At 67.1% G+C, this 17226-nt stretch carries 15 protein-coding genes; 1 reads left to right on the top strand and 14 read right to left on the bottom strand.

The genetic code is table 11. The features are described 5' to 3' along the window. Window positions 1–4: 4 nt before the first annotated feature. The 11 genes from K32_RS16770 to K32_RS16720 all read right to left on the bottom strand — a co-directional run bounded on the left by K32_RS16770 (window position 5) and on the right by K32_RS16720 (window position 13211). Window positions 5–559 (bottom strand): LemA family protein, encoded by a 555-nt coding sequence (locus K32_RS16770; RefSeq protein WP_201400619.1) that lies wholly within the window; start codon window positions 557–559, stop codon window positions 5–7. A 159-nt stretch (window positions 560–718) separates the two neighbouring features. Then, entirely contained in the window at window positions 719–2182 is a 1464-nt protein-coding gene (locus K32_RS16765; RefSeq protein WP_201400618.1) for a patatin-like phospholipase family protein, read from the bottom strand. Window positions 2183–2270: 88 nt separating this feature from the next. Further along, the gene (locus K32_RS16760; RefSeq protein ID WP_201400617.1) at window positions 2271–3119 is read right to left on the bottom strand and encodes an ABC transporter permease subunit; all 849 of its coding nucleotides are present in this window, start codon (window positions 3117–3119) and stop codon (window positions 2271–2273) included. Next, window positions 3116–3886 carry a taurine ABC transporter ATP-binding protein gene (locus K32_RS16755; RefSeq protein ID WP_201400616.1) on the bottom strand — a complete coding sequence of 257 codons (771 nt, stop codon included), beginning with the start codon at window positions 3884–3886 and terminating at the stop codon, window positions 3116–3118. Before K32_RS16755 ends, K32_RS16760 begins: the two co-directional genes overlap by 4 nt. A 325-nt stretch (window positions 3887–4211) precedes the next feature. Next, window positions 4212–5228 (bottom strand): taurine ABC transporter substrate-binding protein, encoded by a 1017-nt coding sequence (gene tauA / locus K32_RS16750; RefSeq protein WP_201400615.1) that lies wholly within the window; start codon window positions 5226–5228, stop codon window positions 4212–4214. 479 nt (window positions 5229–5707) lie between these two features. Then, window positions 5708–8152 (bottom strand): membrane-bound PQQ-dependent dehydrogenase, glucose/quinate/shikimate family, encoded by a 2445-nt coding sequence (locus K32_RS16745; RefSeq protein ID WP_201400614.1) that lies wholly within the window; start codon window positions 8150–8152, stop codon window positions 5708–5710. Between the two features lie 372 nt (window positions 8153–8524). Continuing rightward, window positions 8525–9070 (bottom strand): alpha/beta hydrolase, encoded by a 546-nt coding sequence (locus tag K32_RS16740; RefSeq protein WP_244669557.1) that lies wholly within the window; start codon window positions 9068–9070, stop codon window positions 8525–8527. 262 nt (window positions 9071–9332) lie between these two features. After that, complete coding sequence (locus tag K32_RS16735; RefSeq protein WP_201400612.1) at window positions 9333–10535, bottom strand: lytic murein transglycosylase; 1203 nt, start codon at window positions 10533–10535, stop codon at window positions 9333–9335. Window positions 10536–10685: 150 nt separating this feature from the next. Continuing rightward, window positions 10686–11033 carry an MmcQ/YjbR family DNA-binding protein gene (locus K32_RS16730; protein WP_201400611.1) on the bottom strand — a complete coding sequence of 116 codons (348 nt, stop codon included), beginning with the start codon at window positions 11031–11033 and terminating at the stop codon, window positions 10686–10688. Window positions 11034–11133: 100 nt separating this feature from the next. Continuing rightward, window positions 11134–12720, bottom strand: a complete 1587-nt coding sequence (locus tag K32_RS16725) for a peptide chain release factor 3 (protein WP_201400610.1) — start codon at window positions 12718–12720, stop codon at window positions 11134–11136. A 131-nt stretch (window positions 12721–12851) separates the two neighbouring features. After that, on the bottom strand, window positions 12852–13211 hold the full coding sequence (locus K32_RS16720) for a DUF423 domain-containing protein (RefSeq protein WP_201400609.1): 360 nt from the start codon (window positions 13209–13211) through the stop codon (window positions 12852–12854). Window positions 13212–13653: 442 nt separating this feature from the next. Between K32_RS16720 and K32_RS16715 the strand changes: the two genes are divergently transcribed. Then, on the top strand, window positions 13654–14496 hold the full coding sequence (locus tag K32_RS16715; RefSeq protein WP_201400608.1) for an NAD(P)-dependent oxidoreductase: 843 nt from the start codon (window positions 13654–13656) through the stop codon (window positions 14494–14496). Window positions 14497–14781: 285 nt separating this feature from the next. Here the strand turns inward: K32_RS16715 and K32_RS16710 are convergent, their stop codons facing one another. The 3 genes from K32_RS16710 to K32_RS16700 form a co-directional block, all read right to left on the bottom strand. After that, window positions 14782–15336, bottom strand: coding sequence for a methylated-DNA--[protein]-cysteine S-methyltransferase (locus K32_RS16710; protein ID WP_201400607.1), 555 nt, complete (start codon window positions 15334–15336; stop codon window positions 14782–14784). 44 nt (window positions 15337–15380) lie between these two features. Then, complete coding sequence (locus tag K32_RS16705; RefSeq protein WP_201400606.1) at window positions 15381–16178, bottom strand: potassium channel family protein; 798 nt, start codon at window positions 16176–16178, stop codon at window positions 15381–15383. A gap of 81 nt (window positions 16179–16259) precedes the next feature. Beyond that, complete coding sequence (locus K32_RS16700) at window positions 16260–16955, bottom strand: GntR family transcriptional regulator (RefSeq protein ID WP_201400605.1); 696 nt, start codon at window positions 16953–16955, stop codon at window positions 16260–16262. Window positions 16956–17226: the final 271 nt, after the last annotated feature.

The raw sequence follows: 17226 nt of genomic DNA, 5'->3' as shown, positions 1-17226 counted from the left end.
GGCCTCAGAACGAGACCTTGGGCGGGATCTGCGCGGCGGCGCGATCCTCGATCTCGTAGAAGGCTTCGGGCCGGAAGCCGAACATGTTGGCGACGAGCACGCTCGGGAAGGTCTGGATCGCCGTGTTCAGGTCGCGCACGGTGCCGTTGTAGTAGCGGCGCGCCATCTGCATCTCGTCCTCGATATTGGCGAGCTGGCCCTGCAACTCGCGGAAATTCGCGTCCGCCTTCAGCTCCGGATAGGCCTCGGAGATCGCGATCAACCGGCCGAGCGCGCCGGAGAGCGCCTGGTCCGCCGCCGCCTGGCTCTTGACGTCGCCGGCATTCATGCTGGCGGCGCGCTTCGCCGCGACATCCTCGAAGATGCCTTTCTCATGCGCGGCATAGCCCTTCACCGTCTCGACCAGATTGGGGATCAGGTCGGCGCGGCGCTTCAACTGCACGTCGATGCCGCTCCAGCCCTCATGCGCGAGGTTCCGCTTGGCGACGAGCGTGTTGTAGAGGCTGATCGCATAGAGCGCGGCAGCCGCGATCACGGCCAGGACAATCCATGTGGTCATTGCGTTCCCTCGGTTTTCCCACGGCTTGCCGGCGGGCATGGCCCGGCGTGGCGCGAATCTCGGCGGCCCGGACCGGGCTCCAGCCTTTGATAGCGCTCGCGCGGCGGATTGCGAAGGCTGGCCGTCACAATCGGCGCAAAGCCAGCGGCCGGACGGGCGCTAGTTCCGCGCCTCGCGAACCGTGCCGATCGCGTCGAAGATCCGCGAGCGCTGGCGCGTCTCGCGGGCGATCTTCTGGATGTTGGCATTGCGCTGAACGGCCTGGCGACCGGCTTCGATCACGAGGTCGACCTGCTTCTTGTCGAGGTGCAGCCGGGTCGGAATGCTGTTCAGCTCCCGAAAGAGCGACGGGTCGGCGTCGCGGAACGTCAGGTGTTCGGTGGTGACGATGACATCGCGGCAGTTCCAGCCGACCAGCGTGCCGCGATGGCGCAACACCTCGGCGTTCGACAGCCCGCAGCGGTAGCGGATCAGGTGCTGCTGCCATTCGTTGAGCGTCAGGTCGACGGCGTCGAAGCCATGGCCGGTCGAGGCGGCGATCGTCGTGTCGGCGACGGAGCGCAGGATCTTGCCGAGATGCGGGCTCTTCGGCGACGTTCCCCAGTCATATTGCCCGTCGACGCCGGCATCGGTGACGATGAATAGGAAGTTGTGAATGCGAACCGCCTGGGTCGCGGAGAGCGGCGCATAGGGCGTGGTGGCGCGGGCGCGCTCGAGCGACAGGCCGCCGATGCCGAGATTGTCGGTCAGCCCGCCATCCAGCAGGCGCACATATTTGAGCTCGTCCTTCGACTGGTAGGAGTCGAGCGCGCGCGCATAGGCCTGCAGGCGGACGGAAGGGTTGTCGGAAGCGAGCGCCTTCTGCAGCCAGGCCGGCCTCTGATAGTTGCAGGCCCCCTTCTCGGGCGTGTTGAGCACGACGGGGGCGAAGACGACCGGAACGGCGGCCGAGGCGGCGACGGCATCCGCGATCTTGACCTGGTCGAGATCGCTGCAGAGTGCCGAGAACGTATCCTGGGTGAAGAGGAAGGGCGTGTTGTTGTAGATGTCCGAGGCGGTGATCCAGACGAGCGGCCGGTCCGGCTTTTCGAAGGCGGCATAGGTCTGGCCGTCGAACAGTTTCTCGTCGAGCCAGCGGCCGAAGCTGTTGCGGTCGTTGGCGCCGCCATTGACGGCCGCGGTCATGAGATTGGCCGGGTTGGGGGACGTCCGCATATAGGCCTCGGCGTTCTGCTCGAGGAAGCGCTCGCGGAAATCGACGAATTCGTCCTTGCCCTTGTAGCCGAGATAGGCGGCCATGACGGCGCCGCCCGACGTGCCGGCGACGGAGCGGACGTCGTCGACCAGGCTGCGCTCGCGCGGATGGTCGTCGATGATCAGCGTGTCGAGCTCGGTGAGCGCGCCATAGGCGAAGGCCGCCGCGCGCGTGCCGCCGCCTGAGAAGGCGAGCGCGACAATCGTGCTGCCGTCGTCAGCCGGATCGGGGATCGCGTCCGGCGACGGCTTGCCCGCTTCACGGCTCGTCTGGTTGATCGGCGTGCTGTCGATCGCCGAGCAGCCCGACGTGACGATCGCCGCCGCGAGCCCGGCGAACCGCAGCGCCGCCCCAAACCTCTTCAGCAACTGTCCGTTCTCCCAGCCCGATCGGAGAGCCGCAGTCTAGGTGCGAGGGCTTAATCCTCCTTGAATCCCGCAGGCGGGTCTGTCCTTCCTATGTCTTGCCCGCCCAGGGGACGAGCCGGCGCTCGATCCAGCGCAAAATCGCTTCCAGCGCGAAGGCGACGGCGGCGATCACCAGGATGCCCATCAGCACCACGTCGGTGACGAGAAACTGCGCCGCCGACTGGATCATGAAGCCGAGTCCGCGCGAGGCGGCGACGAGCTCGGCCGCGACCAGCGTCGACCAGCCGGCGCCGAGCGCGATGCGGATGCCGGTCAGGATCGAGGGCAGGGCGCTGGGTAGCACGACATGGCGCAGAAGCTGCCCGCGCGTCGCGCCGAGCGAGCGGGCGGCGTTCAGGCGGTCGGCGTCGACGCCCTTCACACCGGATGCCGTCGAGATCACGATCGGCGCCAGCATGGCGATGCCGATGATCAGGATCTTCGACGGCTCGCCGATGCCGAACCAGATGATCACCAGCGGCAGATAGGCGAGCGGCGGGATCGGGCGCAGGAACTCGATGATCGGATCGAAGATGCCGCGGCCGATCCGGCTGGAACCGATGGCGAAGCCAATCGGCACGGCGATCAGCGTCGCGGCGACGAGCGCGGCGAAAACGCGGGCGAGGCTGGCGGCGAGATGCTGCCAGAGCGTCGCGTCGACGAAGCCTTCGCGCGCCACCGTCAGGAACGCCTTGCCGACCGCGAGCGGCGAAGGCAGGAACAGGGCCGAGACGAGCTGGAAATAGGCGGCGACCGTCCAGGCCAGCAGCAGCGCGGCGACGGTCGCGGTCGCCGTGATGGCGACGACCGGGCGCTTTCGCGCCGCCGGCGGCTCCGTCGCGGCGGGCTCGGCGGCTCGCGCCGGGGCGAGGCTCGCTTCGGCGAGATCGAGGCTCATGCGGCTTCCCTCTCAAAGATGCTGTCGAGGAGATCCTCGCGCGCGGTGACGAAGGCGGGGCTCACCTTGATCGAGCGTGCACTTTCGCCGGCAAGGCGGCGGCGGCCGAAATCGACGTCGAGCCGGCGGATGATGCGACCGGGGCCGGGCGCCATGACGATGATGCGGGTCGCGAGATAGAGCGCTTCCTCGACGCCGTGGGTGATCAGCAGCGTGCCGGCGCCGCTCCGGGCCCAGGCGGAGAGCAACAGGTCCTGCATGCCTTCGCGCGTCATCGCGTCGAGCGCGCCGAGCGGCTCGTCCATCAGCAGGAAGGCGGGATCGGCGGCAAGCGCGCGGGCGAGGCCGATGCGCTGGCGCTGGCCGCCCGACAATTGCCAGACCGGCCGGTCGCCGAGCCCGGCGAGGCCGACGACATCAAGCAGGCGGTCGGCCTGCTGCCGCCGCTCGGCCGGGCCGACGCCGGCAAGCCGGGCGGCGAAGGCGATGTTTTCCGCGGTCGATAGCCAGGGGAACAGCGCGTCATTCTGGAAGACGACGGCGCGCTGGGCGCCGGGGCCCGTCACCGGCTCGCCATCGACGAGGACGCGGCCGGAGGCGGGCGAGAGGAAGCCCGCGGCGAGGTTCAGGAGCGAGGTCTTGCCGCAGCCCGACCGCCCGACCACGACGACGAATTCGCCGGAGCGGATGTCGAGCGAGACGTTCGACAGCACCGGCGCGCCGCCGTCATAGCGGAGCGAAATGTTTTCAAGCGCGAGATGGGGCATGGGCTATTTCCCTTGCTTGCCGACGATCCCCTTGGGGACGTCCAGTTGGCCAGACCGATTTGCCGGACACCGATGTCCATCATCCTGAGGGGCTTTCGCAGAAAGCCGTCTCGAAGGACGCACGACGGCGATGCCGCGCTGCACTTCCATTGTGCGTCCTTCGAGACGGCCCTTCGGGCCTCCTCAGGATGATGACGGAGGTAGGCTGCATGCCGACTGCCGGCATCCCCCAGAAAACGGTTGGCCCGTCCCGCGACAGAGGGGCGCGGAACGGGCCGGATGTTGTCGCGGCATTGGCCGGCCGCCGTCGGCCGCCGCGACGACATCAGTTGGAAGCTTGAGCCTCGGTCACGAACTTCGTCGTGACGTAGCTGCTGTAATCGGGGAGCACGGCCGGGATCTTGCCCTGCTCCTTGAGGAAGGCCGAGGCGTCGGTGATCGCCTTGACCGTGCCGCCGCCGAGCAGCTCGTTCGAAGCCTGCTCGCCGAGCAGCGGGAAGTGGTAGCCCTTGAGCAGGGCCGGGACTTCCTCGACCTTGGCGCCGGTCAGACGGGCGATCTTGGCGGCCTGTTCCGACTTGGCGTCCCAGCTCTCCGGCTTGGCGCGGAAGTCGGCATAGGCCTGGCCCGTCGTCTTGACGAAGGCCTTGACCGCTTCCGGATGCGCGTTGGCGAATTCCTTGCGGACGATCCAAGCGTCGAAGGTGGGCGCGCCGAAGGTCGCGACCTGCGCGGAGTCGGTCAGAACCTTGCCGTTCTCCTTGATCTTGCCGAGCGCCGGATCCCAAACGTAGGCCGCGTCGATGTCGCCGCGCTCCCAGGCCGCCGCGATCTCCGGCGGACGCAGGTTCAGGATCTCGACCGACTTCGGATCGATGCCCCAATGCTTCAGCGCCGCGAGCAGGCTGTAATGCGTCGTCGAGACGAAGGGCACGGCGATCTTCTTGCCGACGAGATCCTTCGGCTCGCTGATCTTGGCGCCGTCACGCACGACCAGCGCCTCGGAATCGCCGATCAGGCCGACGACGAAAATGGTCTCGATCGGCAGTTCGCGGCTGGCGGCGGCGGCGAGCGGGCTCGACCCGACATAGCCGATATCGACCGCGCCGGAAGCGATTGCCGCGATCACGTCGGCGCCGGAATCGAACTTCTTCCAGTCGATCTTGGCGTTGGCGGCCTTCTCATAGAGGCCGTCGGCCTGCGGGACCTTGGAGGGCTCGACCACCGTCTGGTAGCCGATGGTCAGCTTGGTCTCGTCGGCGCGGGCGGTGGCGCCGGCGGCGAGCGTCAGGCCGATCGCGGCGGCCGTGGCGACGAAGGTGCGGCGGGTGAATTTCGACATGGGATGATCCTGAAATTGGCGCGCAGGCATCCGTTCGCGGAACGGGAGCGCGCGGAGAAAAAGGAATTTCTGGAGAATGTGCCGCTGGGCGCGGCGTCGCCGTCAGGCGACCTCGACCGATCGGTCGGTCAACAGAGCCGGGTTGTCATGGCGCGTCTCCCTTTGGGGCTTAGCCGTTGTTGGCGCGGGGCAAGCCAATCCTGAAATCGCCGCGGCGGTCGATCATCCGACCGTGCCTTCAGCTTAGGCAATGACGGCTTAGGCGATAAAGGCAGTCGTTTTTAAATTTGAACTAGGTCGAGGTCGTTCGTTGCGCGTTTATCGCGTCGCGCGGATCCGGGCTTACTTTGCGGCAGGTCGGGATGCCGAGCATGGGCTTCGACGCGCGCCATCTGGAATGCGTCGTTGGGACAAACCAAAGAAAAAGGGAGGGCGCTCGCGCGTCCTCCCTTTCGAACTCTGGATCTAGCGAAAGGCTCTCAGTTCGCCTTCGGCAGGGCGTAGGCGACGATGTAGTCGCCGCGATCGGGCGACTGGCGGGCGCCGCCGGCCGAGATGACGACGAACTGCCGGCCGCTCTCCGGCGAGACATAGGTCATCGGGGTCGCCTGGGCGCCGACGGGAAGCCGGCCCTTCCAGAGTTCCTCGCCCGTCGCGCTGTCGAGCGCGCGCAGATAGTAGTCCTGGGTGCCGGCATAGAAGACGAGGCCGCCGGCCGTCGTCGTCGGGCCGCCGAGCGACGGCATGCCGACCGGGATCGGCAGGCCGGTCTTCAGGCCGAGCGGACCGGTATCCTGCAGCGTGCCGGCCGGAACCTGCCAGACGATCTGGCGCGACTTCAGGTCGATGCCGGTGATCGTGCCGTAGGGCGGCTGGTGGCAGGGCACGCCGAGGATCGACATGAAGCCGTTCTTGAGCGCGCCATACGGCGTGCCCTTCTGCGTGCCGAGGCCGTCATGCGCCGCCGACGGGCCGTAATTGTCGGCGACCTCGCGCGGCAGCAGCTCGAGGAACTGCGGCATGCGGATGTCGTTGACGACGAGCAGGCCGTTCGCCTCGTCGATCGAGGCGCTACCCCAGTTCATGCCGCCGTAATAGCCCGGGTAGATCAGCGAGCGGGTGGTGCCGGGCGGGGTGAACTCGCCCTCGTAGCGCATCTTCTTGAAGGCGATGCGGCAGAGCAGCTGGTCGATCGGCGTCGCGCCCCACATTCGCGCCTCGGTGAAGGGCTCGGTGCCGATCGAGGGCATGCCGATCGAATAGGGCTGGGTCGGCGACAGGAAGTCCTCCTTGACGCCGCCGGCCTGCGGCACCGGCTTCTCCTGCACCTCGGCGATCGGCGTGCCGTCGCGCCGGTCGAGCAGGAAGATCTGGCCGCGCTTGGTGACCTGGATCAGGGCTGGCGTCTTGCCTCCCTTGCCGTCCGGAACGTCATAGAGCGCCGGCTGCGAGGGAACATCGTAGTCCCAGAGATCGTGATGCACGGTCTGGAACTTCCAGCGCTCGCGGCCGGTCTCGATGTCGAGCGCCACCACCGAGGCGGTGTAGTCCTCGGCCGCCTTCGAGCGATGCGCGCCGAAGAAGTCGGGCGTCGCGTTGCCGGTCGGCAGGTAGACGAGGCCGAGGGCTTCGTCATAGCTCGGCGTCGACCAGACGTTGGGCGTGCCGCGCGTGTAGCTCTCGCCTTCCGGCGGCAGCTTGGTGATGTTGGGGTTGCCGAGATCCCAGGCCCAGGCCAGTTCGCCGGTGCGGGCGTTGAAGGCGCGGACGGCGCCGGAAGGCTCGCCCGTCTCGACATTGTCCCAGACCCAACCGCCGACCAGGATCAGGTCGCGCATGACGGTGGGCGCCGAGGTCTGGAAGTAGAAGCCGGCCTTGACTTCGCCCATGCCGTTCTTGAGGTCGACCGTGCCGTTGTTGCCGAAGCCGGTGCAGAGCTCGCCGGTCTTGGCGTCGATCTGGATCAGGCGGGCGTCGATCGTCGTCAGCACGATGCGGGCGCCGCAATTGTCGGCGACGGGAGCCGGGGCTTGGGCGGCCGGAGTGGCCGTAGCCTCGGTACCCTCGGCCGGCGCCGGATCGGTCGCGGCAGGCGCCGCGGTGGCGACGGCCGGCTCGTAATAGCTGACGCCCCGGCAGCGCTGCCAGAGCGGCGATTTCGCCTGCGGATCGAACTTCCAGCGTACCGCGCCCGTTTCGGCGTTGAGCGCATGCACGATGTTGTGCGGCGAGCAGGTGTAGACGGTGTCGCCGACCTGCAGCGGCGTGTTCTGGTCCTCGGCGCCGGAAACCGCGGGATCGCCGGTCTGGAAAGTCCAGGCGACTTCCAGATTCTTCACATTGTCGCGGTTGATCTGGTCGATCGGGGCATAGCGCGTGCCGTTCGGCGTGCGGCCATAGTGGCGCCATTCGGTGGCGCTCATCGCCGCTGGCGGCACGGCCGTTGGCGCGGACGAAGCGATTTCATTGCGGATGACGCCGTGCGGCTTGAAGGCGTAGACGACGGCAGCCCCCAGCGCGACGAAGAGAACGAGCGCGAGCAGGATGGCCGGGCCCGACGATCGGCGCGCACCGTTGCGGGCCGGGAAGGCCGGCACGAGGATCAGCGCGATGACGGCGAGGACGGCGGGCGCGACCAGGCGCGGCACCAGCGGCCAGAAGTCCAGACCGACTTCCCAGATCGCCCAGGCGATCGTCGCCAGAAGGATCAGGATGTAGAGCCAGGTGGCCACCGGCCGGCGCAGGATGTGCAGGACGCCGACGATCAGCAGACCGACGCCCGCCAGCGCGTAATACCACGAGCCGCCCAGCGTGATCAGCTGGACGCCGAGGCCGGCGAGCAGCAGGCCGACAAGCGCGACGACGATTCCGAACAGGACAAGCAGCCATCCGCCTATGCCGAGCGGAGTTCTCGATTGGGCCATGTTTCTTCCTCGGTATGAGGCGCCGGCGAGGGGAGAGCCGGTGCCGATCTGCGGTGGAGCCTGGGGCAAATCACGCAATGCACGCCGGGCGGCGTGGCGACTCAACGGGAGCCTACCGCAAGTTTAGGCGTCGAGGCCGACGGACTCAACGCATCGATCGAACGGGGAATGATAGCGGCGCCAATGGGATGCGGTGGGGATGCGGCGGGGATGCGGCGGCAATTCGGAAGGTGCCCGACCGATCTGGCGCGGCAAGTGGGGCGTCGCGGTGGCGCTTGGCAGGATGACGGGAGGCCAGTCTCGTCCGATGGCGAGCGTGGCCTGCCTCCCGCTCCTATCTAGTGGCGGTGATCCGTGATGCGGCCGTCCTGTTCAAGCGGCGGCCTGCACCGTGCCGTTGCCGAGGCGCGCGGCGAGGCGGAAGCCGTCCGCCCATTTGCCGTGCCCGCTTTCCGTGTTGATGTGGCCGGCCGTGCCCATGTCGTGCAGCTCGGAGCCCCAGCGGGAGGCGAAGAAGCGGCCGCGCTCGACGCTGACATAAGGGTCGTTGCGGCTGAGCGCGAGGATCGACGGGAAGGGCAGCCGATCCAGCGGGATGGAGCCGAAGCCGGCGAGCGGATGCTCGCCGGGCAGGCTCTCGACATCGGCGGGAGCGACCAGCAGCGCGCCGGTGATCGGCGTGCGGGGGAAGCGCTTGGCATAATGCGCGACGAGCACGACGCCGAGGCTGTGCGCCACCAGGGTCGGCTGCCGCGCGCGCCGGACGGCGGCGTCGAGCCGCTGCAGCCAGGCCTCGAGATCCGGGGCGTGCCAATCGTCCTGCTCGACGATCCGTGCATCGGCGTCGACGTCGAGCCAGCGGCGCTGCCAATGGCCAGCGCCGGATCCCTGCCAGCCGGGAATGATCAGTCGGGACATGTGCATGCTCTATCGGGGGGCGTTGTCCCAAGAATAAGTTAGAGCCTCGCCGGCATGAAGAAATGAGGGTCCAAGGTTTTTTACCCTGCCGGATTATATTACCCCTCCGGCTGGCGAGCAGCCGGAAGTTGCCTTCCGCTCGCGGTTCGCGCGCGGAGCTCGCGCCGCGGCGTGGATGCCTGGCGGCGCGATTCTCGTCGGCGACGGCGGTGCCGTCGTCGGTCGGGTGGCCCCGGAAGCCGGCTCCCGGGGCCGATCCGCCTCAGGTCCCGGCGCGCAGGCGCTGCAGCAGCGCGACGTCGGGATAGGAATCCGCCGGCATGCCGAGCTCGATCTGCATCGCCTTGACGGCGGCGCGCGTTCCCGCGCCGATCATGCCGTCCGCCTTGCCGACGTCATGGCCGCGCTTGGCGAGCAGCTTCTGCAGCTCGACGACGTCCTTGTAGGGAAGCTGCTTGGCGTCGTTGCCGCGACCGACCGGCGGGGCGCCGGCGAGGCGCGTCGCGTAATAGGCGGCGGTCGTCGCGTAGATGAACGACTGGTTCCATTCGAGATAGACGCGGTAGTTCTGGTAAGCGAGGAAGGCCGGGCCATGACGGCCCATCGGCAACAGCAGCGAGGCCTTCAAGTCGGATTCCGGCAGGTGCGAGCCCGGCGCGACGGTGACGCCCATCTTTTTCCAGGTCGAGATCGGATGCTGGATCTGCAGGTCGGCCTGCGCCCAATCGAGGTTTTCCGGAACGCGGACCTCGGTCAGCCAGGGCTGGTTGGCCTGCCAGCCCTCATGGACGAGCAGATTGGCGGCGGACGCCAGCACGTCCGGCACGCTCTTGATCAGGTCGCGCCTTCCGTCGCCGTCATAGTCGACGGCGAAGTCGCGGTAGTGGGTCGCCAGAAACTGCACCTGGCCGAGCTCGCCGGCCCAGGGACCCTTCATCTCGGCCGCCGTCAGGTCGCCGCGGTCGATCACCGTCAGCGCCGCCATCAGCTGGTCGTGGAAGAGCTGCGGCCGGCGGCAGTCATAGGCGAGCGTCGCGAGCGAGCGCAAAGTCGGCATGTCGCCGAGATTGACGCCGAAATCCGTTTCCAGACCCCAGAAACCGACGAGCACGGGGGCCGGGACGCCGTAGTCCTTCTGGATCCGGTCGAACAGCTTGGCATTCTGCTTGATCAGCTGCGCGCCCTTCTGCATCCGGTATTTGGCGACCATGCGGTCGGAGAATTCGAGGAAGCTCTGCGAGAAGACGTTCTGGGCGCGATCCTTGGCGACGACGTCGGGCGCGTAGGAAAGGCCGCTCAGCGCCGCGATCGCCTGCGGGGAATGCCCCTTCTGCGCGGCCTCCTGCTTGAAGCTTTCGAGCCAGGCCGGAAAACCCGAAGCGTCCTTGCAGGATGCGGCGAAGGCGGGAAGCGCCGAAACGGTCAGCGCGAGGAATGTCGCAAGCTGCAAGCCAGCTTTTCGCATGAGAACCTCCGAGGGCAGGGGCCGAGGATTGGCCATAGATGTCTCTCCGGCCTGAGGCCGGAATCGATTGGGGCGACTATGAACGGGCCAATCCGCCGATTCCATGACGAAGCGCGCCGATAGCGTGCATTCAGGCGCGGCTGTGATGCTTCAGTTGCGCTGTGCGGTCCGGGCCTGGACCAGCCGCTTCGGCGCCGTCTGGCGCCAGGATTTCTCCACCAGCGGCGTCAGCCGTTCGGCGTTTGTCGCCGGAAGCCGTACCAGCACATAGGCGTAGCCGCGGAAATGGTCGTTGGTGAAGAACACCTCCGGCTCGACGGCGATCAGCATGTCGCGATCGTCGCGATCCATCTTGAGCGCGAAGGTGGTGCCGTCCTCCTGCATCCGGCCGAAGAAGGTCTTGCCGAGATAGAAGGAGGGTGTGCCGTGCGTCACGCCCTCGCGCACCTCGGGGAGCGCGAGGAAGATCCGCTTCAGCGTCGGCCAGTCCACCGGCATGGCAAGCTCCGCCTCGTCCGACCCGCGGAGACACGGGTCCGAAGGTGCAGTCTGCGCCAGTCGAACGCGGGCGACCAGTCCCGGCGGCCAGTCCCGGCGGCTAAGCCGCCTTCTCGCGCTGGTAGTCCTTGATCTCGCTGGCGACGATCTCCGGCGAGCGCTCGAGGTCGTAGCGCAGTTCGAAGGCGGAGGGCGCCATGAAGACGGGCGCGCCGTCGAGATCGGAGGCCATCGACGAGCGGTGGCGGTCGATGAAGGTGTCGAGCGCGACCTTGTCGGTCGAGGTCACCCAGCGGCAGACCTGGAAGCGCGAATGCTCGAAGTCGATCGGCAGGCCGTATTCGACCTGCATGCGCTCCTTCAGCACGTCGAGCTGCAGCGCGCCGACGACGCCGATGATCGCCGGCGAGCCGTCATGCGGCACGAAGACCTGCACGACGCCTTCCTCGGCCATCTGCTGCAGCGCTTCCTTCAGCTTCTTCGCCTTCATCGGATCCTGCAGGCGGATGCGGCGCATGATTTCCGGCGCGAAGCTCGGCACGCCGTGGAAGACGAGGTTCTCGCCCTCGGTCAGCGTGTCGCCGATGCGGAGCGTGCCGTGGTTCGGGATGCCGACGACGTCGCCGGCAAAGGCTTCGTCGGCGAGCAGCCGGTCCTGCGCGAAGAAGAACTGCGGGCTGGAGAGCGGGATCGGCTTGCCGGTGCGCACCAGCTTCGCCTTCATGCCGCGCTGCAATTTGCCCGAGCAGACGCGCAGGAACGCGATGCGGTCGCGATGGTTGGGGTCCATGTTCGCCTGGATCTTGAACACGAAGCCGGACATCTTCGGCTCGGTCGGCTCCACGATCCGGCCCTCGGCCTGCTGCGGCCGCGGCGACGGGGCGAAGGCGGCCATGGCGTCGATCAGGTCGTGCACGCCGAAATTCCGCAGCGCCGAGCCGAAATAGACCGGCGTCAGATGGCCCTGGCGGAAGCTGTCCATGTCGAAGCCGTTGCCGGCGCCCTCGATCAGCTCCATTTCCTCGCGGAACATGGCGACCGCCTCGGGCGTCGTCAGGCCGTCAATCTTCGGATCGTCGGGTCCGGTGACCGGGATCACCGCGCTGTCGGTGTCGATCCGGCGGACGGTCCGCGCGACGATGTCATAGGTGCCGGCGAATTCGCGTCCACGGCCGATCGGCCAGGTCATCGGCACGGTGTCGAGCGCCAGCGTCTTTTCGATCTCGTCGAGCAGGTCGAACGGATCGCGCGTCTCGCGGTCGAGCTTGTTGATGAAGGTGACGATCGGAATGTCGCGCAGACGGCAGACCTCGAAAAGTTTGCGGGTGCGCGCCTCGATACCCTTGGCGGCGTCGATCACCATGACGGCGGAATCGACGGCGGTCAGCGTGCGGTAGGTATCTTCCGAGAAGTCTTCATGGCCCGGCGTATCGAGCAGGTTGAAGATCGTGTCGCCATATTCGAACGTCATCACCGAGGTGACGACCGAGATGCCGCGCTCGCGCTCGATGCCCATCCAGTCGGACCGGGTCTGGCGCCGGTCGCGCTTGCCCTTCACCTCGCCGGCGAGCTGGATCGCGCCGCCCATCAGAAGCAGCTTTTCGGTCAGCGTCGTCTTGCCCGCATCAGGGTGCGAGATGATGGCGAAGGTCCGGCGGCGATCGACGGGTCCGGTAAGGGCGTCCATGAAAACAGTCTTCTAACGGTTTTTGAGGTGGCGCATCGATAGACGAGACGGGCTGGAAAGGCTAGCCCCGGCTCATTCTTCGTGTCGGTTCGCGCTTTTTCCCGCGCGAACCGGTTCCCGTTTCGCCCGTTCTAGCGCTTCTTCAGCAGCAGCGCGGACACGGCGACGCCGAGCCAGCCGATCATCATCGTCGTGCCGCCGATCGGCGCGAGGAAGGAGAGGGCGGCGCTGCCGGAGAGCGTGTGGAAGGCGAGCGCGCCGGAGAAGCCGATCAGGCCGAGCGCGATCGCCCAGGCCGAGATCGACATCAGCAGCGCCGTCGCCGGCACGAAGAAGCCGAGCGCGAGGAGGGCGGGCGCTTGCGCCATCGCCATGTTGCCGGCGGTGCCGAGCCGCTCGCCGCCCGGCACATGCGCGCCGGCCGCGGCCATCGCCACGCCGATCATGCCGGCAAGGCCGGCGACCACCAGAAGCGCGCGTTGTCCGTTCATCCCATCTCTCCTGTCGGTGGCCGCTTTCCGGCCGGTGCCGCGATCCCTAGAGCGTTTTCGAGCGAAGCGGATACCGGCTCGCGTGAAGAAAACGCGACCAAACAAATAGTTAGAGCCTTTCATCGTTTCCATGAAGCGATGAAAGGCTCTAGCGACGCCGCTTCATGCCGCGTGCGGAGGCGAAAATCCACTCGCATCGCGAAAGCGTCTGCGTCTGGATAGACCGCGCCGGACCGGATTGGCTTCGTGGCAAATCCGCCCAGCCGGCCGGTCGCCGAGCCGACTGGTTGGCCGATCCGCCGCCGTCGATCTGCCGCAAGGGCATTGTCAGCGGCGGTCTGGCTGTTATGCTAGCGCTAGCATTGGCGGCAAGGACCGCCTTCGCCGCGTGCCGGCCGGGCCTCGTCTCGTCGGCGCATCGTCGATAGGACCGGAGGAAATCATGATCATCGTTACGGGTGGAAGCGGGCTTGCCGGCCGCGCCGTGGTTCGCGATCTCGTCGAGCACGGCTACGACGTCGCCTCGGTCGACATGGCGCCGCCGCCGGCCGGCCAGGGCGTGCCGTTCAGCAAGGTCGACCTGACCGATTACGGCCAGGCGCTCGCCGCCTTCTCCGGCATCGACGACCGGTTCAAGAAGGTCACCGGCATCATCCATCTCGCCGCGATTCCGGCGCCGGGGCTGGCGCCGAACCACGTCATCTTCGAGACCAACATGATCTCGACCTACAACGTGTTCGAGGCGGCGCGCGTGCTCGGCATCCGCAACGTCGTCTGGGCGTCGAGCGAGACGGTCCTCGGCCTGCCGTTCGAGACACCGCCGCCCTATGTGCCGGTCGACGAGGACTATCGCGGCCGTCCGGAGACGGCCTATTCGCTGTCAAAGTTCCTGGGCGAGGAGATGGCGAAGGAGTTCTGCCGCTGGGATCCGGAGCTGAAGATCTTCGGGCTCCGCTTCTCCAACGTCATCGCGCCGGAGCGCTATGGCGAATTCCCCGCTTTCGACGCCGACATCAACGCGCGCAAATGGAACCTCTGGGCCTATATCGACGTGCGCGACGCGGCGCAGTCGTGTCGGCTGGCGCTGGAATCACCGCTGAAGGGCGCCGACGTCTTCGTCATCGCCAATGAGGACGGCGTCATGAGCCGGTCGAACGATTCGCTGCTCGACGAGGCGTTCCCGGGCATCGCGCGCAAGCGGCCGATCGGCGCGAACGAGACGCTGCTCTCGATCGAGAAGGCGAAAAAAGTCCTCGGCTACAAGCCGCAATTCTGCTGGCGATAGGGGAGCGCGGGCGTGCGCGGCGCGTCCTTCGAGACGGCCCTCGGGGCCACCTCAGGATGCCGAGGACGGCGAACGGGGGTATGACGCAGCCCCGAAGCAAGCTTCGCAGTCACTCCGGCCTCCGAGCCGGGGTTCATACAGCGGGGCTATTGGGTAGCGCGCACCACTCGACCCGGGCTCGGCCTGAGAGGCTTCGGCTGAATGGATTCCTGCTTTCGCAGGAATGACGGAGTTCTGTCCTGATTGGCGGAAGCTGTCTGCATGCGCCGCGAACCAGGCGATCGTTCAGTCCGCGCCACCCCCGAACAGCGGCAGCTCGTCGAGCTTGGCGCGGCTTTCGATGGCGAGGATCCGGCGCTTGGTGGCGATGCCGCCGGTGCCGGAGAAGCCGCCGACCTTGCCGCCGGCGGCCAGCACGCGGTGGCAGGGGATGATGATCGGATACGGGTTTTCGCCGAGCGCCCGACCGACGGCGCGCGCCGCGCCCGGTTCGCCGATCGCCGCCGCCACCTCGCCATAGGTCAGCGTTTCGCCGGGCGGGATGGCCCGCGTCACGTCATAGACGCGCTGGTTGAACGGCGGGATGTGGTCGGGATCGAGCGGGATGCTGGTCAGGTCGTCATCCGCCCCTTCGAGCAGGGCGACGATCGCGGCGATCGCCTCGGTGACGAAGGCGGGCGGCTCAATGTCTCGCGCTTTCGGAAAGCGGCGCGCCAGCTCCGAGCGCGTCGCCTCGGCACTCTCGCCGGGAAACTGCAGACCGGTGATGCCGCGCGCGCTCCAGCTGATGCCGCAGGGGCCGATCGGCGTTTCGAACAGGACGAGGCCTTCTGTGCTCATGCGAAGAGGTTAGCACAAAACGGGAACGGAGCCAAATGTCGGCGTCACTCGTCGTCGTCGGGAATGGCCAGGATCTCGCCGCAGGCCTTGCAGTGGACCGCGTCCGGGTCGTGCCGTTGCAGCGCGCATCGGGGGCAGGGGTGGAACACCTTGTAGGGCCGGACGATGGCCTGGGCCAGGCGGACGAACAGCGAGATGCCGCAGATCATCGTCACGATCGAGGTGAGCTTGCCCCAGGGGCCGGGAAGGGTGAGGTCGCCGAAGCCGGTCGTCGTCACCGTCGCCACGGTGAAGTAGAGCGCGTCGATATAGCCGGTGAAACCGTGGCTGTGGCGGAAGAAGAAGGTGTAGATGAAGCCGGTGGCGACGAACAGGAACGTCACTAGATTGAGCACCGCCTGAAGCGGCAGCTGCCAACGGGCGAGTTGGCGCGGCGTCAGCAGTCGCCACAACAGACCGCTGCGCGACAGCGACCAGAGCCGCAGGATGCGCAGGAAACCCAGATTGGCGAGATAGGCCGGGAAGAGCAGCGTGATCAGGATGAAGATGTCGACGATCACCGTCGGCTGACGCAGCCAGGGCCGCAGCCGCGTCTCCGCCAGGCCCCGGCAGGCCAGGTCGAGCGCCAGCACCGCCGCGATCGCGTAGTCGTACCAGAGAAATGCCGAAGCATCGCGGATCATGGGTGTCGCGATGAAAAAGGCGATGATCAGCAGGTCGATCGTGACGACGCAGGTCTGGAAGATCCGGGCCGAACGGGACCGGCCATGATACAAGTAATGCAGCTGTCGCCTAAGCCGGGCGAAGCTGATGGCCAGCGAACTCTTTGCGCTCGTATCCATTTCGGCTCGTGCGATCGACCGGAACTGCTGCCATAGCATGCCTGCCGGTCCGTCGATAGCTTGTCCGGACGGGCGCACCGGCTAGTGATCAGCCAGCATCGGGTCCGATTGCTTCAGTTTGCTGATGCCGTCCGAATAGATGTCGCGGACGCGGCTGATGTGGTCGCGGATCGTCTGCGTCGCGGCGGCGACGTCGTCCTTCGCGATCGCCTCGACGATCGCGTGATGCTCGGTCTTCGAGATGTCGAACAGGGTCTCGTTGGGCGAGGAGAAATTGGCGCGGAGCGCCTGGATGCGCGGGTCGATCGAGCCGTAGACCTCGCCGAGCAGGGCGTTGCCGCAGGCGATGAAGAAGGCCTTGTGAAAGTCCTGGTCCAGCTTGTGGTAGGTCTCGTGCTGGTAGTCGTCGCGCATGGCCTCCATCTGGCCGATGGTCTTCGTCATGGCCTTCAGGAGCTTCTTCGGGTCGCGCTGCATCGAGAGCCGCAGCGCGTAGCATTCCAGCTCGATGCGCAGTTCGCAGAGCTCGCGCACCTGGTCGAGCGTGGGGAAGGGGACGAAGCAGCCCTTCTGCGGGCGGATCTCGACCAGTCCCAGCGACTGCAACTGGAAGAACGCCTCGCGGATCGGCGTCTTGCTGGTGCCGAAGGTCTCGGCGACGGCCTTCTCGCTCAGCATGGTGCCATAGGCGATCTCGCCATGGGTGATGCTTTCGAGCAGGCGGTCGAAGGCCATCGCGGTCAGCGATTTCGGTCGGTCGAGCTGGTGGGCGGTCATGGGACGGGGGCTCCCCTGGTGGACGAGACGTTGCCGAGTTCGGATCCGGCAATCGGTTGGACGGAGAATATTTCGACCATCGAAGATGGGCATGGCACAAGGCGGCGCTGGCCGAAAGCCTGCGCGCATCGCGCGAGAGGTCGCTGCATCTTTATCCTCAACCGTCCGCTTCCTTCCGCCGCCCGAAACCGGCGCGGCCGCGCGCTGGTCCCGCCCGACGCCCGGCGCTCCATTCGGAACCGTCGTCGCCCGGCCCGCTCCGATGCATCCT

Origin of the sequence: Kaistia sp. 32K, from assembly GCF_016629525.1 — a bacterium.
In the GTDB taxonomy this organism is placed as follows: domain Bacteria; phylum Pseudomonadota; class Alphaproteobacteria; order Rhizobiales; family Kaistiaceae; genus Kaistia.
The sequence above is the reverse complement of the archived record's forward strand: the minus strand, read 5'-3'. Positions and strand labels throughout refer to the sequence as shown.

Bases quoted from the DNA above. Each gene is read 5' to 3' on its own strand.
- tauA (WP_201400615.1), bottom strand. From the start codon at position 5,228: ATGTCGAAATTCACCCGCCGCACCTTCGTCGCCACGGCCGCCGCGATC.
- K32_RS16700 (WP_201400605.1), bottom strand. From the start codon at position 16,955: ATGACCGCCCACCAGCTCGACCGACCGAAATCGCTGACCGCGATGGCC.
- K32_RS16715 (WP_201400608.1), top strand. From the start codon at position 13,654: ATGATCATCGTTACGGGTGGAAGCGGGCTTGCCGGCCGCGCCGTGGTT.
- K32_RS16710 (WP_201400607.1), bottom strand. From the start codon at position 15,336: ATGAGCACAGAAGGCCTCGTCCTGTTCGAAACGCCGATCGGCCCCTGC.
- K32_RS16760 (WP_201400617.1), bottom strand. From the start codon at position 3,119: ATGAGCCTCGATCTCGCCGAAGCGAGCCTCGCCCCGGCGCGAGCCGCC.
- K32_RS16770 (WP_201400619.1), bottom strand. From the start codon at position 559: ATGACCACATGGATTGTCCTGGCCGTGATCGCGGCTGCCGCGCTCTAT.
- K32_RS16720 (WP_201400609.1), bottom strand. From the start codon at position 13,211: ATGAACGGACAACGCGCGCTTCTGGTGGTCGCCGGCCTTGCCGGCATG.
- K32_RS16735 (WP_201400612.1), bottom strand. From the start codon at position 10,535: ATGCGAAAAGCTGGCTTGCAGCTTGCGACATTCCTCGCGCTGACCGTT.
- K32_RS16705 (WP_201400606.1), bottom strand. From the start codon at position 16,178: ATGGATACGAGCGCAAAGAGTTCGCTGGCCATCAGCTTCGCCCGGCTT.
- K32_RS16755 (WP_201400616.1), bottom strand. From the start codon at position 3,886: ATGCCCCATCTCGCGCTTGAAAACATTTCGCTCCGCTATGACGGCGGC.
- K32_RS16740 (WP_244669557.1), bottom strand. From the start codon at position 9,070: ATGTCCCGACTGATCATTCCCGGCTGGCAGGGATCCGGCGCTGGCCAT.
- K32_RS16725 (WP_201400610.1), bottom strand. From the start codon at position 12,720: ATGGACGCCCTTACCGGACCCGTCGATCGCCGCCGGACCTTCGCCATC.
- K32_RS16730 (WP_201400611.1), bottom strand. From the start codon at position 11,033: ATGCCGGTGGACTGGCCGACGCTGAAGCGGATCTTCCTCGCGCTCCCC.
- K32_RS16745 (WP_201400614.1), bottom strand. From the start codon at position 8,152: ATGGCCCAATCGAGAACTCCGCTCGGCATAGGCGGATGGCTGCTTGTC.